Consider the following 14,398-nt stretch of genomic DNA (forward strand, 5'->3'; position numbering starts at 1 on the left):
CATCCGGGCGTTGATGCCCCAACAGAGCCCCTGACACGCATCAGGGGCCGTACAAAGTATAAACCTGTAGAAGGAAGTTGAAAATGCGTCACGCACGTGGTTACCGCCGCCTGAACCGGACACATGAACACCGCAAAGCGTTGTTCTCGAACATGGCCGGTTCGCTGATCGAACATGAGCAGATCAAGACGACCTTGCCCAAGGCCAAGGAATTGCGCCCAATCATCGAAAAGATGATCACCCTGGCAAAACGCGGCGATCTGCATGCCCGCCGTCAGGCGGCCAGCAAGCTGAAAGAAGACAAGGACGTCGCCAAGCTGTTCGACGTTCTGGGTCCGCGCTATAAGGATCGTCAGGGCGGCTATGTCCGGGTTCTGAAGGCGGGTTTCCGCTATGGGGACATGGCGCCGATGGCGATCATCGAATTCGTCGATCGCGATCGCGATGCCAAGGGTGCCGCTGACAAGGCCCGCGAAGCGACCGAAGAGGCCGCAGACGAATAAGGCATCCCGCCGTTAGGCCGATGTTCGAACCCCGCCGGGACCGGCGGGGGTTTTTTTGTTGCGCTGAATCGCGTAATGTACGGACATGAACAGCGCATCCGACGCCGGGTATTCCGGGACGCCCTTGATCCGGAAGCTGGGGTTCAGGTCCGGCTGGCATGTCCGGGTGTCAAACGCGCCAAAGCGGTATGACGATCTGCTGGGAGCCGGGCACGGCGTGGTGCTGGATCATTCAGGCGGGCAAGCCGCTTATGACGCGGCGCACCTGTTTCTGCGCGACACCGACGGGATCGCCACGGTGGCGATGCGGGGTATCGAGAGGCTGAAACCCGGCGGCATGTTGTGGCTCTCCTGGGCCAAGAAATCCTCTGCGCTGCATGTCGGAGTGACCGAAGATGCCTTGCGCGCAGCCGTGCTGCCTCTGGGCTGGGTGGATGTAAAGGTCTGCGCCGTGGATGCGGATTGGTCCGGGCTGAAATTTCTCAGACGCCGCCGCTGATCCGCGGCGCTTGCATTTCCCTGGTCTGGCTCGCATATCAGGGCAAAAAGGTGAGGCCCCGAATGATCCGTTCCCTGCTGTTGTTTCTGACATTGACGGTTTCCCTGCCGGTTCAGGCCGAGACCCGCATTCCGCAATCCCGGACCGAGATTTCGCTGGGGTTTGCGCCTCTGGTCAAACAGGCCGCTCCGGCGGTGGTGAACATCTATGCCCGCCGCGTGGTCGAGGCGCGCCAGACCCCGTTCATGAACGATCCGTTTTTCGAGGATTTCTTTCGCAGTTTTGCCAACCCGCAGCCGCGGGTTCAGAACTCGCTGGGGTCGGGGGTGATCCTGTCGGCGGATGGGATCGTGGTGTCGAATTATCATGTCGTGGGCATGGCGACCGACATTCGTGTGGTGCTGACGGATCGGCGGGAATATTCGGCGCGGGTGCTTCTGGGCGATCGGGAAAGCGATCTGGCGATCCTGCAACTGGAGCAGGCCGAAGACCTGCCCTACCTGACCCTGCGCGATTCCGATCAGGTCGAGGTCGGCGAACTGGCCATGGCCATCGGCAACCCGTTTGGCGTCGGGCAGACCGTCACCAGCGGCATCGTGTCCGGGCTGGCGCGCTCCGGCGCGGCCACCGGGCAGGCGCGGGGTTATTTCATCCAGACCGATGCGGCGATCAACCCGGGCAACTCGGGCGGGGCGCTGATTGACGTGAACGGCGATCTGATTGGCATCAACACCTCGATCCTCAGCCGCTCGGGCGGCTCCAACGGCATCGGGTTCGCCATCCCGGCCAGGCTGGTGGCCGAATTCGTGCATCAGGCGCGGGCGGGCAATGACCGGTTCGAACGCCCCTGGGCGGGCATGTCCGGGCAGCCGGTGAATTCGGATCTGGCCGAATCGCTGGGGTTGGCGGTGCCCGATGGCATCGTGATTTCCGATCTGCACCCGTCCAGCCCGTTTGCGCAGGCGGGCATGACCGTCGGCGACGTGATCACCCATGTGGGCGGGCAGCCGGTGAATTCACCGCAGGAAATGCTGTTTCGCATGACCGTGGCCGGGATCGGCGAGACGGCGCAGGTCCGCTGGATGCGCGATTCCGAGCAACGCGACAGCACGGTGACGATGCTGGCCGCCCCGGACGAGCCTCCGGCGCAGGAAATCACCCTGGGCAAAGGTACGGTGCTGCCGGATCTGACCGTGGCGCGGGCCAACCCGGCGGTGATTGCCCGGTTCGGCCTGTCGCTGACCACGCAGGGGGTGCTGGTGACCGATCCCGGCCCGTTGGGGGCGCGCGTGGGGCTGGAGACGGGTGACGTGATCCGCGCGATCAACGGCGACGAAATGCACACCAGCGGCGACGTCAAGGCGGCGCTGACCCGGCCCGGGCGCACGGTCAGCCTGGACTTGCTGCGCCGGGGCCAGCGGCTGGGCCTTCGGTTCCGGCTGTAGGCGGTGGTGGATCTGTTCGATACCGGGGCGGCCGAACCGTCGCGCAATCGCCCGCTGGCGGATCGGTTGCGGCCCAAATCCCTGGCCGAGGTGATCGGACAGGGTCAGGTGCTTGGCCCGGAGGCGCCGCTGGGGGCGATGCTGGCGTCAGACAGCCTGAGCAGTCTGGTGTTCTGGGGTCCGCCCGGCGTGGGTAAGACCACCATCGCACGGCTTCTGGCGGATGAAAGCGATCTGCATTTTGTGCAGATCAGCGCTATTTTCACCGGCGTGCCAGAGCTGAAAAAGGTGTTCGAGGCGGCAAGGATCCGGCGGCAGAACGGGCAGGGCACGCTGTTGTTCGTCGATGAAATCCACCGTTTCAACAAGGCCCAGCAGGACGGATTCCTGCCGCATATGGAAGATGGCACCATCCTGCTGGTGGGGGCGACAACGGAAAACCCCAGTTTCGAGCTGAATGCCGCCCTGCTGAGCCGTGCACAGGTGTTGGTGCTCGAACGGCTGAACCTGGTCGAGCTGGAGCATCTGACCCAGCGCGCGGAACAGGAACTGGGCCGCACGTTGCCACTGACCGGATCAGCGCGCGACGCGTTGCAGGAAATGGCCGATGGCGATGGGCGCGCCTTGCTGAATCTGGTCGAGCAGGTTGCGGCCTGGAGCTGCGATGCGCCGCTGGATTCCGAAGCCCTGGGCAAGCGGCTGATGCGGCGGGCGACCAAATACGACAAGTCGGGCGATGAGCATTACAACCTGATCTCGGCGCTGCACAAATCGGTGCGCGGCTCGGACCCGGACGCGGCGCTGTATTGGTTTGCCCGGATGCTGACCGGCGGCGAAGATCCGCGATATCTGGCCCGGCGCATCACCCGGATGGCGGTCGAAGACATCGGGCTGGCCGATCCGCAGGCCCAGTCGGTGTGCCTGCATGCCTGGGAAACCTATGAACGGCTGGGCAGCCCCGAGGGCGAACTGGCGCTGGCGCAGGCGGTGACCTATCTGGCGCTGGCACCGAAATCCAACGCCGGATACGCCGGGTTCAAGGCCGCGATGCGATTGGCGAAACAGACTGGCAGCACGCCACCGCCCAAGCATATCCTGAATGCGCCCACCGGGCTGATGAAGGATCAGGGGTATGGTGCCGGCTATGCCTATGATCACGACGCCGAAGACGGGTTTTCAGGCCAGAACTATTTCCCCGACGATGTGAAACGCCCGGTTCTGTATGCTCCGGTCGAGCGCGGGTTCGAACGCGAGTTGAAAAAGCGGCTGGATTACTTTGCCAGGCTGCGGACGCAGCGCCAGGGCTGACGCTCCGCGGTCGCAGGCTTCGCCCGCGTGCTGCGGGTCCTTGACTCAGCGCGCGTACCGCAGGTCCTTGACTTAGCGCGCGTACCGCAGGTCCTTGACTTAGCGCGCGTACCGCGCGACATCCCGCCCATGATAACAACAGTATCCCTTGTGGCGTTTGGCGGCGCGATCGGTGCGGCGTTGCGATACCTGACCGGTATCGGCGTGCTGCGGCTGTTCGGCCATCATGACTTTCCGCTCGCAATCATCACCGTCAACGTGATCGGGTCGTTTCTGATGGGGGTTTTTGTGGTGCTGGCGGCGCATCGCGGGCTGACCCATTACAGCCCCTTCGTGATGACCGGCCTGCTCGGCGGGTTCACCACGTTTTCGGCCTTTTCGCTGGAAACCATGACATTGGTCGAGCGCGGCCAGACCGCGCAGGCAGGGCTGTACATCCTGTTGTCGGTGGGGTTGTCGGTCGGAGCGCTGGCACTGGGTCTGATCGCAACAAGGGAGATACTGGCATGAGCGGTGTGCAAACCATCACGGTCGAGGACGCGGACGCCGATCAGAGGCTGGACCGCTGGTTGCGCCGCCTGTTGCCGCATGTCAGCCAGGGGCGCATTGAAAAGATGTGCCGCAAGGGCGAACTGCGCGTCGATGGCGGGCGGGTCAAACCCGCAACCCGCGTAACGGCCGGGCAAAAGGTGCGCATTCCGCCGCTGCCCGACAGCGAACATCGCCCCGCGCCGCTGCAAACGCGGATTTCGGAGGCGGACAGCAAGATGATGCAGGCCTGCGTGATCTATCGTGACGATCACGTGATCGCGCTGAACAAGCCCGCCGGGCTGGCGGTGCAGGGCGGCAGCGGACAGAGCCGCCATGTGGACGGGCTGTCGGATGCGCTGCGCTTTGGATTAGACGAAAAACCCCGCCTCGTGCACCGGCTGGACAAGGACACCTCGGGGGTTCTGCTGCTGGCGCGCACGCGCGAGGCGGCCAAGGGGCTGACGGCGGCGTTCCGTCACCGCAACACCCGCAAGATCTATTGGGCGCTGGTCGCCGGGGTGCCGACGCCCTATCTGGGCGAGATCAAGACCGGGCTGGTCAAGGCCATGGGCCACGGAGGTCAGGGCGAGGGCGAAAAGATGATCGCCGTCGATCCGTCCGAGATCGACCAGACGCCGGGCGCGAAACGGGCGCATACCTATTACGCCACCCTGTACCGGGTGGCCGGGCGGGCCTCGTGGGTGGCGATGGAGCCGGTGACCGGCCGCACCCATCAGCTGCGCGCGCATATGGCCGGTATCGGGCATCCGATCGTGGGCGATGGCAAATATGGCGGGTCGGGTCAGGACAACCAGGGTGACGGCTGGGGCGCGCAACTGGGCGGGATCATCAGCAAGAAACTGCATCTGCACGCCCGCAGCCTGCAATTCGAACATCCCGTCACGCGCAAGCCGGTGTCGATCACCGCATCGTTGCCGGATCACATGAAAGCCAGCTGGGACACCTTTGGCTGGACCGAGGATCTGGCCGCCGACGATCCGTTCGAAACACTGCAATGAGCGCTCCGCCGTGCCTGATCCTGTTTGACGTCGACGGCACCCTGGTGGACAGCCAGGGCGCAATCGTGGCGGCGATGACGGCGGCGTTTGCAGGTCTCGGGTTGGACGTGCCCGCGCGTGCGGCGATCCTGTCCATTGTCGGGCTGTCGCTGGATCACGCCATGGCGCGGCTGGCCCCCGATCTGCCCCGCACGCGACAGGCGGAGCTGGTCGCGGGATACAAACACGCCTATAACGCACAGGGCCAGGCCGATGGCGCGGCGCGGGGATCGCCGCTGTATCCCGGCGCGCTGCAAATGCTCGAACAGCTGAACGCCGCGCCCGGCACGCTGTTGGGTGTGGCCACCGGCAAATCGCAACGCGGCTTGCGGGCGCTGTTGGCGGCACATGGGCTCGAGCGGATGTTCGTCACCACGCAGGTGGCCGACCATCACCCGTCCAAGCCGCACCCGTCGATGATCCTGACCGCGATGGCCGAGACCGGTGTTGCGCCGGAGCAGACGGTAATGATTGGCGATACCAGCTACGATATGGACATGGCCCGTGCCGCGAATGTCGCCGGGATCGGTGTCAGTTGGGGCTATCACGGGCGCGCGCAGCTCAGCGCGGCGCGGCAGGTGATCGACGGGTTCGACGCGCTGCCGGCCTGCCTGAACGAGATCTGGAAGACGACGGCATGAGCGAGTGGAAACAAAAGCGGTTCTGGACGGCGGTGACCGTGGTTGCGGTTGACGATGGCCATGCGGTCGAGCTGGACGGGCGGTGGGTCAGGACGCCGGGCAAGGCACCGCTGATCCTGCCGTCCCGCCCGATGGCCGACGCGATGGCCGCCGAATGGGACGCGCAGGCCGATGCGATCAACCCGCTGACGATGCCGGTCACCCGTTCCGCCAACAGCGCCATCGACAAGGTGATCCCGCAGCAGGCCGAGGTGGCCGAGATGCTGGCGGCCTATGGCGATGCCGATTTGCTGTGCTACCGCGCCGAGGCCCCCGAAGAATTGGTGGCGCGCCAATCCGAGGCATGGGATCCGGTGCTGGACTGGGCGCATGCGGCCCTGGGCGCGCGGCTGACCCCGCACCGCGGCGTGATTCACCATCCGCAGGATGCCGATGCCCTGGCCGCATTGGCCAAACGGGTCCATGCGATGACGCCATTTCAGCTGGCGGGGTTTCACGATTTGGTGACATTGTCGGGTTCACTGGTGCTGGGCTTTGCCGCAGCGCGCGGCTGGCGCGATGCCGACGGGATCTGGACCCTGTCCCGGCTGGACGAGCTGTGGCAACAGGAACAATGGGGTCCTGACGAAGAAGCGCAGGAAATGGCGGAAATCAAACGACAGGCGTTTTTGCACGCCAAACGGTTTTTTGACTTTTCCTGAGCAAGCCAGCGGCGAAAATCCCATTCGCCCGCAAGGGGCGATCTGCCGGACGGCCAGTGGAATTGTTGGATCAATGCCTTGACGTTTGGGGATGAATCCGCCCAAACTTGGCCCCACTGAAGGGGATGCCCCCTTTTTCGGTGTACGATCCGGCGCGATCAGTGCCGGGTAAACCGCCCCAGAGCGTGGCGGAAAATCAGGAAGAGGTTAAAATGAAGAAATCCGTACTTTTTGGCGCACTTACGGTCGCCAGCTTGGCAGCGGGCGCTGCTGCTGCGGGAACGCTGGATGATGTCAAGGCACGCGGCAAGCTGAACTGTGGTGTGGTCACCGGTTTGGCGGGCTTTGGCGCGCCGGATGCGAATGGCGAATGGAAGGGTTTTGATGTCGCGATCTGCCGTGCGGTTGCCGCTGCGGTTCTGGGCGATGCATCTGCCGTGGAATTTGTGCCGACCACCGGCAAGACCCGCTTTACGGCGCTGGCCTCGGGCGAAATCGACCTTCTGGCCCGCAACACCACCTGGACATTTTCGCGCGATGTCGACCTGAAGTTCGATTTCATCGGTGTGAACTATTATGACGGCCAGGGCTTTCTTGTGCCCAAGGAACTGGGCGTGAGCTCGGCCAAGGAACTGGACGGCGCAACCGTCTGTATCCAGACCGGCACCACGACCGAGCTGAACCTGGCGGACTTCTTCCGGGTCAACAACATCAGCTACGAGCCGGTTCCGATCGAAACCAATGCCGAAGGCCAGCAGCAGTACCTTGCCGGTGCTTGCGACGCCTATACCACGGACGCGTCGGGTCTGGCGGCGACACGGGCCGCGTTCGAAGATCCGTCGGCGCATGTGATCCTGCCGGAAATCATCTCGAAAGAACCGCTGGGCCCGCTGGTACGCCATGGTGACAACAATTGGGGCGATGTGGTGCGCTGGACCCTGAACGCGCTGATCACCGCCGAAGAGCTGGGTGTTACCTCGACCAATGTCAGCGAGATCGCCAGCAACACCGAGAACCCGGAAATCCGGCGTCTTCTGGGCACCGAAGGCACGCTGGGCGAGATGCTGGGTCTGGACAACGAATGGGCCAAGCGGGCAATTCTGGCCGGTGGCAACTATGGCGAGGTCTTTGCCCAGAACATCGGCGAAACCACTCCGATCGGGCTGGCACGCGGTCTGAACGCACAGTGGACCGACGGTGGCCTGCTGTACGCACCGCCCTTCCGCTAAGGGCTGAAACGATAAGGGCGCAGGGTTTCCTGCGCCCTTATTATTAAGACTGACAATAACATCCGGTTTTTGCGGAGCGAGGAACAAACCTTGCCTGGAAATCGAACCGGAAAACAACAGGGACGACTGTCATGACGACACTCAGCGACCCGCCGAAACAACAGTTCCGCCTGTCGATGCTGCTTTACGATACACGGTATCGTTCAGCCACCATTCAAGTTCTCGCAATGTTCGGATTCATGCTGCTGGCCGCCTGGCTGATCAGCAATGCGGCGCAAAACCTGGCCGCACTGGGAAAACCGATCTCTTTCAGCTTTTTCACCGAATCCGCCAGCTATGACATCAACCAGCGGCTGCTTGAATACGACTCGCGCGATACCCATCTGCGGGCGGCGCTGATCGGTCTGCTCAACACCCTTGTGGTGGCGGTTTTGGGCTGTATCACCGCGACGATCATCGGGGTTTTTGTCGGCATCTTGCGCCTGTCCAGCAACTGGCTGGTGGCCCGGATCATGACCGTCTATGTCGAGATCTTTCGCAATGTGCCGGTTCTGCTGTGGATCGTCTTTGCCATGGCAATCCTGATCGAGAGCCTGCCCAGCCCGCGCGATTTTCGCGGCGAAGACCCGGCGGCCACGATGGATATGTTCGGGACGGTCGCCATCACCAACCGCGGGGTCTATATTCCCGAACCGCTGTTCACAAACAGCCTTGGCAACCTGCACATATTTGGCGACAGCAGCCTGCGTTTCGATATATCGCTGGATCTGGTCGCTGTCCTGGCGGTGCTGGCGGCCAGCATCTTTGCCATGCGCAAGGTTGCGGCCCGCGCCGCGCGGATCCAGGAAGAGACCGGCGTGCGGCCCAAGACCTGGTACATCCAGCTTGGCATCCTGTTCGTTCCGTTGCTGACCCTGCTGGTCGCACTGGGATTTTACCTCGGGTATCCCGAGCTCAAGGGATTCAACTTTACCGGCGGCACCCATCTGCGCAATTCGCTGATCGCCCTGTGGCTCGCCCTGTCACTCTATACCGCCGCCTTCATCGCCGAGATCGTACGCGGTGGCATCCTGGCGATTTCCCATGGCCAGACCGAGGCCGCCGCCGCACTGGGTTTGCGCTCGGGCAGAATCATGCGGCTGGTGGTTCTGCCCCAGGCGATGCGTGTCATCATTCCGCCGATGATCTCGAACTATCTCAACCTGACCAAAAACAGTTCGCTGGCAATCGCCGTGGGCTATATGGACATCACCGGCACGCTGGGCGGTATCACCATGAACCAGACCGGGCGCGAACTGGAATGCGTTCTGTTGCTGATGCTGGTCTACCTGGCGATCAGCCTGTGCATTTCGTCGGTGATGAACTGGTACAACAAACGCATGAAATTGGTGGAGCGGTAGAATGGGCGACACACATGCAGAGACCGTCACCTTCGTACGCGACACCATGTTGCCGCAACAGGAACCGCCGCTGACCACGGTCGGGCCGATTGGCTGGATGCGCGCCAACCTGTTTTCCGGCGTTCTGAACACCATTCTGACGCTGGTGTCACTGGCGTTCATCTATTACGTGCTGTCCGGCATCCTGCCCTGGGTGTTTCAGTCGGTCTGGAATGCGAATTCGCTGACCGAATGCCGCGAGATCATGACCGCGACCTGGGGCGATACCCATGGCCATGCCTGTTGGGGGGTGATCAAGGATCGCTGGCTGCAACTGCTGTACGGCTTTTACCCGCCGTACCCGGCCTATCCGGACGCGAATTTCAGCGCCCCGCCGGACGGTCACTGGTGGCCGGCCTATTTCCGGCCCAACCTGACCCTGATCCTGCTGATCCTGGCGCTGTTGCCGGTGCTGTTCTCGGGCGCGCCGCGCAAGCTGTTGTATCTGTCGGCGGCCTATCCGTTCATCCTGCCCTGGTTGCTGTGGGGCGGGGCGATCTGGGTTCCGCTGCTGGTCGCAGCCGGGTTTGGCATCGGGTATCTTGCCTTTGTCCTGATCTCGCCGCGATTGGGGGCGCTGAGTGCGCTGATTGCCGCGGTCGTGTTGCCGCTGCTGTGGTGGCTGTTTGCGGTCGGTCCGGTTTCCGGAGCGCTGTCATCGGTTCTTGATATCGGCATCGCGCCGGTGCAAAGCCGCGATTTCGGCGGCTACATGCTGGCGATCGTGCTGGGCGTGGTTGCCATCGGGTGCTCGTTGCCGCTGGGAGTTCTCATGGCGCTGGGGCGGCAATCGGATCTGATGATCGTCAAGTACCTGTGCATCGGTTTCATCGAGTTCATTCGCGGCGTGCCGCTGATCACCCTGTTGTTCGTGGCCTCGCTGCTGCTGAACTATTTCCTGCCGCCGGGTACGAACTTCGACCTGATCCTGCGGGTCATGATCATGATGACGCTGTTTGCCGCCGCCTATATGGCCGAAGTGGTGCGCGGTGGCCTGGCTGCCCTTCCCAAGGGGCAATACGAGGGGGCCGACAGTCTGGGTTTGAACTATTGGCAGGCGCAGCGGCTGATCATCATGCCGCAGGCGCTGAAAATCTCGATCCCCGGCATCGTCAGCACGTTCATCGGCATCTTCAAGGATACCACGCTGGTGTCGATCATCGGCCTGTTCGACGTGATCGGCCTGGCCAGTGCAATCCGCGCCGATACCGCATGGAATGGCATCTACTGGGAACTGTTCGCCTTTATCGGTGCCCTGTTCTTTGTCGTCTGTTTCACCATGTCCCGTTATTCCATGTATCTGGAGCGCAAGCTTCAGACTGGCCACAGATAAGGAAACATGAACATGTCTGATATGGCTACCGATCGGAAAGTCGACCGCAGCAAAATGCAGGTCAGCGACGAAATTGCGATTGAAATCAGCAATATGAACAAGTGGTACGGCGCTTTTCATGTGCTGCGCGACATCAACCTTACGGTGAATGAGGGCGAGCGGATCGTCATTGCCGGCCCTTCGGGGTCAGGTAAATCGACGCTGATCCGTTGTCTGAACGCGCTCGAGGAACACCAGCAGGGACGGATCGTGGTGGATGGCACCGAACTGTCAAACGATCTCAAGAACATCGACAAGATCCGGCGCGAGGTCGGGATGGTGTTCCAGCACTTCAATCTGTTCCCGCATCTGACAATTCTGGAAAACCTGACCCTGGCACCGATCTGGGTGCGCAAGACGCCGCGCCGCGAGGCCGAGGAACGCGCGATGCACTATCTGGAAAAGGTCAAGATCCCCGAGCAGGCCGACAAATACCCCGGTCAGTTGTCGGGCGGCCAGCAGCAGCGCGTGGCGATTGCGCGCAGCCTGTGCATGATGCCGCGCATCATGCTGTTTGACGAACCGACCTCGGCATTGGACCCGGAGATGATCAAGGAGGTGCTCGACACCATGATCGAACTGGCCGAAGAGGGCATGACCATGCTGTGCGTGACCCACGAAATGGGCTTTGCACGCCAGGTTGCCAACCGGGTGATCTTTATGGACGAGGGCCAGATCGTTGAACAGAACGAGCCCGAAGAGTTCTTTAACAACCCGCAGAACCCGCGCACCAAACTGTTCCTGAGCCAGATCCTGGGGCACTGATGGCGGACACGGTGTAACGACCGGCCCCCCGGTCTGCACCGGGGGGCCTTTTTGTCACGAGGACGGATAGTGCATCCGGATTTCCGGGTGGCCGAAAAACGCGGCGATCCGTTCCTCGCCCTCGGCAAAGCCGTACCGGGTATAAAACCGCCGCCCGATGGCGTTGGCGCTGAAAACGCTCAGTTCGACGCTGCCCCGCAGGGCCACAGCCCTGTCCATTAGGGCCGTGCCCAGCCCCTGACCATGAAAGGCGGGGCGCACAAACAAGCCGCCGACCTCATTGCCGATCAGGGCGATAAAGCCGACCGGCTGGCCGTCAACTACGGCAACATGGGTTTCGGCCATGTCCAGAAACCTGTCCCGGATCATGGCGTGGGCCTGTTCGGTGGCTTGCGCACTGAGAAACGGGTGGGCCAGGGCGCTGGCGTCGCGCCAGATTGAAAGAACGACCTCTTTGTCGGTCGCGGCGTAGGATCTGATCATGGTCAGGATGTCCTTGCTGGATGCTGCCGGTGGCAGCGCATTGATGTGTATGGAACGTGGCAATCAGACAACACCACAGCGCCGGTGGCGCCGGTGTTTTCGTTTCAGATTGCCGGGTGGCACCGTGGTGCCGCGTTCAGCGGGACATCAAATCTCCATTTTCACGATGCCAGTTTGGCCTGCCGCGCCGATGTTGGCAAGCCTGCCCGCGATTCACTCGGGCAATTCGCGCGGCACCACAAAGTCGAGAACCTGACCGGTGCCCGGTTCGACCTGATCCCATGTGGCGATGTCAAATCGCATCACCACCGTCCCGCCGGTGGGAAAGTCGGGGAATCGTTCGTGCGAATGCGCCCGGGCCGCCATGTCATTGGCGAATTCGCTGATACCGGGGTTGTGGCCGATCATCAGCACGGTTTCGCCGCTGGCCATTTCCAATACCATCTGCATTTCGGCAGAGTTGGCGTGATAAAGTTCGGGCGAAAATTCCGCGCCCAGCGCCAATCCCAGGCCGCCAAAGGTGTCACGGGTGCGGATTGCGGTCGATACGATCGCCTGATCGGGCTGCCAGAGCTGTCCGCGCAGCCATCTTCCCAGCGATTTGGCGGCGCGTTTGCCGCGTTTGTTCAGGGGGCGGTCGTGGTCGTCCAGAACCGGGTTGTCCCAGCTGGACTTGGCGTGGCGCATCAGGATCAAGGTGCGGGTCATTTGGGATGGAACGCTTTCATATGCAGGGCGGATTGGGCGGGGCTGCGCGCAGCGCCCGCGCTGACGGGGCAGGCACGGCGGGCGGCGCAGCCATTGTCCAAACAGTCCCGGCCTGCCGCCGTGTCCAGATAAGCATGACAGGCGGCGACATCATAGGGGGCAGTGGCCGAGAGCGCCCCGACCGGACAGGCCGTGGTGCAGGGCAGGCGGTCGCAGGTCTTGCAGGGGGCGGGCTGGTCGGCGTCGGGAATGTCGAAACAGTCGGAAAAATGCAGCGCACCGCGATACGAGATCATCAGCCCGACGCGGTTATGCACCAGCATTCCGGTGGGGCTGGGATGCGCGCGCCCGGATTTTTCGGCCCAGTCGATAAAGGGCAGATAGGGAGGACCGCCAAAAGGATACAGCGCGGTGGCACCGAAGCGCTCTGCCAGCGTATCCACGATTCGGCGCGACCAGCGATCCACCGGATCGGGCGCGCCATCGCGAAACTCCGGCGAGGTCTGAAAGGCGGTCCAGAACCCGGAACCGGTGCCCAGCAGGACAAGGGTGCCGTGATCCAACCCCCGGGCCGCGACGCGGTGGGGATGCAATGCGCCCATTGGCAACAGCCCGGCGGCAGAGGCGGCCAGGCAGATCCTGGTATGGAAATCTTGCGACATAGGCCCCGAAAGCTGACTCATTGCCCTCTGGGTGGCAGGTTGTGCCGCGCCTGTCAAACCCGATTGGTAAACGGTCTCTGACCGTACGCACCGTTTCGCGCGCGAAACAAATCCGTGTAACCGGTTGAAATCAAAAGAGACCGGGCCGCAGACCACGGCAGCTTGCGCAGACCGGGCGCAACAGGGGGTTCAGTCCGGGCGGATCAGCGAACCCGCGCCATGTTCGGTGAACAGCTCCAGCAGGCAGGCATTGGGCGCGCGCCCGTCCAGGATCACCACCGCCCGCACCCCGCCGGCAATCGCATCCAGCGCGGTCTCGGTCTTGGGGATCATGCCGCCAGCAATCACGCCGTCCTCGGTCATTTGACGGATTCGCCCGGCCTTGAGTTCGGTCACAACATCGCCATCGGCATTTTTCACGCCGGACACGTCGGTCAGCAGCAACAGGCGGTCGGCCTTGAGCGCGGCGGCAATGGCCCCGGCGGCGGTGTCGCCGTTGACGTTATAGGTTTCGCCTTCGGTTCCGGCCCCGAGCGGCGCAATCACCGGGATCATGTCACGTTCAAACAGGGTGTGCAGCAGCTTGGGGTCCATCTGGCTGGGCGTGCCGACAAATCCCAGAGACGGGTCGGTCTGCTCGCAGATCATCAGGTTGGCGTCTTTGCCCGACAGGCCCACGGCGCGACCGCCCTGACGGTTGATCGCCTGTACGATGCGCTTGTTCACCAGGCCCGACAGCACCATTTCGACCACTTCGACCGTCGCCTTGTCGGTCACCCGCTTGCCGTTCACGAATTCGGATTTGATGTCCAGCTTGTCCAGCATGGCATTGATCATCGGCCCGCCGCCATGCACGATCACCGGGTTCACCCCGACCTGCTGCATCAGCACGATGTCACGCGCAAACGTATCCATGGCCTCGTCGCTGCCCATGGCGTGCCCGCCCAGCTTGATGACGACGATGGCGTCGGTATAGCGTTGCAGATAGGGCAGGGCGCTTGACAGCGTTGCTGCCGTGGCAATCCAGTCGCGGTTCATATCTCGTGTCTTCATC

16 protein-coding genes are annotated in these 14,398 nt (G+C 62.7%); 12 read left to right on the top strand and 4 right to left on the bottom strand.

Annotation, left to right across the window (positions count from 1 at the left end):
• The first annotated feature begins 83 nt into the window (after nt 1-83).
• From rplQ to NANH_RS0118215, 12 genes are all read left to right on the top strand, one after another.
• On the top strand, nt 84-503 hold the full coding sequence (gene rplQ / locus NANH_RS0118160; protein WP_027263349.1) for a 50S ribosomal protein L17: 420 nt from the start codon (nt 84-86) through the stop codon (nt 501-503).
• Between the two features lie 85 nt (nt 504-588).
• Nucleotides 589-1,002, top strand: a complete 414-nt coding sequence (locus NANH_RS0118165; protein WP_027263350.1) for a hypothetical protein — start codon at nt 589-591, stop codon at nt 1,000-1,002.
• A gap of 62 nt (nt 1,003-1,064) precedes the next feature.
• Nucleotides 1,065-2,447: a trypsin-like peptidase domain-containing protein gene (locus tag NANH_RS0118170; RefSeq protein ID WP_027263351.1), complete on the top strand. Its 1,383-nt coding sequence runs from the start codon at nt 1,065-1,067 to the stop codon at nt 2,445-2,447.
• 3 nt (nt 2,448-2,450) lie between these two features.
• Nucleotides 2,451-3,755, top strand: a complete 1,305-nt coding sequence (locus tag NANH_RS0118175; protein WP_027263352.1) for a replication-associated recombination protein A — start codon at nt 2,451-2,453, stop codon at nt 3,753-3,755.
• A 129-nt stretch (nt 3,756-3,884) separates the two neighbouring features.
• The gene (gene crcB, locus NANH_RS0118180; RefSeq protein WP_027263353.1) at nt 3,885-4,265 is read left to right on the top strand and encodes a fluoride efflux transporter CrcB; all 381 of its coding nucleotides are present in this window, start codon (nt 3,885-3,887) and stop codon (nt 4,263-4,265) included.
• Complete coding sequence (locus NANH_RS0118185; protein WP_027263354.1) at nt 4,262-5,305, top strand: RluA family pseudouridine synthase; 1,044 nt, start codon at nt 4,262-4,264, stop codon at nt 5,303-5,305. Before crcB ends, NANH_RS0118185 begins: the two co-directional genes overlap by 4 nt.
• Nucleotides 5,302-5,985, top strand: coding sequence for an HAD-IA family hydrolase (locus tag NANH_RS0118190; protein ID WP_027263355.1), 684 nt, complete (start codon nt 5,302-5,304; stop codon nt 5,983-5,985). The genes NANH_RS0118185 and NANH_RS0118190 overlap by 4 nt, the downstream gene beginning before the upstream one ends.
• A complete protein-coding gene (locus NANH_RS0118195; RefSeq protein ID WP_027263356.1) occupies nt 5,982-6,686 on the top strand; it encodes an ATP12 family chaperone protein in 705 nt (234 codons plus the stop codon). The genes NANH_RS0118190 and NANH_RS0118195 overlap by 4 nt, the downstream gene beginning before the upstream one ends.
• Nucleotides 6,687-6,898: 212 nt before the next feature.
• The gene (locus NANH_RS0118200; protein WP_027263357.1) at nt 6,899-7,915 is read left to right on the top strand and encodes an amino acid ABC transporter substrate-binding protein; all 1,017 of its coding nucleotides are present in this window, start codon (nt 6,899-6,901) and stop codon (nt 7,913-7,915) included.
• A gap of 131 nt (nt 7,916-8,046) precedes the next feature.
• Entirely contained in the window at nt 8,047-9,315 is a 1,269-nt protein-coding gene (locus NANH_RS0118205; protein WP_027263358.1) for an amino acid ABC transporter permease, read from the top strand.
• A 1-nt stretch (nt 9,316) separates the two neighbouring features.
• A complete protein-coding gene (locus NANH_RS0118210) occupies nt 9,317-10,687 on the top strand; it encodes an amino acid ABC transporter permease (protein ID WP_027263359.1) in 1,371 nt (456 codons plus the stop codon).
• A 12-nt stretch (nt 10,688-10,699) separates the two neighbouring features.
• The gene (locus NANH_RS0118215) at nt 10,700-11,491 is read left to right on the top strand and encodes an amino acid ABC transporter ATP-binding protein (RefSeq protein WP_027263360.1); all 792 of its coding nucleotides are present in this window, start codon (nt 10,700-10,702) and stop codon (nt 11,489-11,491) included.
• A gap of 54 nt (nt 11,492-11,545) precedes the next feature.
• Here the strand turns inward: NANH_RS0118215 and NANH_RS0118220 are convergent, their stop codons facing one another.
• The 4 genes from NANH_RS0118220 to argB all read right to left on the bottom strand — a co-directional run bounded on the left by NANH_RS0118220 (nt 11,546) and on the right by argB (nt 14,397).
• The gene (locus NANH_RS0118220; protein WP_027263361.1) at nt 11,546-11,974 is read right to left on the bottom strand and encodes a GNAT family N-acetyltransferase; all 429 of its coding nucleotides are present in this window, start codon (nt 11,972-11,974) and stop codon (nt 11,546-11,548) included.
• Nucleotides 11,975-12,187: 213 nt separating this feature from the next.
• The gene (locus NANH_RS0118225) at nt 12,188-12,682 is read right to left on the bottom strand and encodes a SixA phosphatase family protein (protein WP_027263362.1); all 495 of its coding nucleotides are present in this window, start codon (nt 12,680-12,682) and stop codon (nt 12,188-12,190) included.
• Nucleotides 12,679-13,365: a hypothetical protein gene (locus NANH_RS0118230; protein ID WP_036050044.1), complete on the bottom strand. Its 687-nt coding sequence runs from the start codon at nt 13,363-13,365 to the stop codon at nt 12,679-12,681. Before NANH_RS0118230 ends, NANH_RS0118225 begins: the two co-directional genes overlap by 4 nt.
• A gap of 168 nt (nt 13,366-13,533) precedes the next feature.
• On the bottom strand, nt 13,534-14,397 hold the full coding sequence (argB, locus tag NANH_RS0118235) for an acetylglutamate kinase (protein ID WP_027263364.1): 864 nt from the start codon (nt 14,395-14,397) through the stop codon (nt 13,534-13,536).
• Between the last annotated feature and the right edge of the window lies 1 nt (nt 14,398).

The organism is Sedimentitalea nanhaiensis DSM 24252 (genome assembly GCF_000473225.1).
Classification (GTDB): domain Bacteria; phylum Pseudomonadota; class Alphaproteobacteria; order Rhodobacterales; family Rhodobacteraceae; genus Sedimentitalea; species Sedimentitalea nanhaiensis.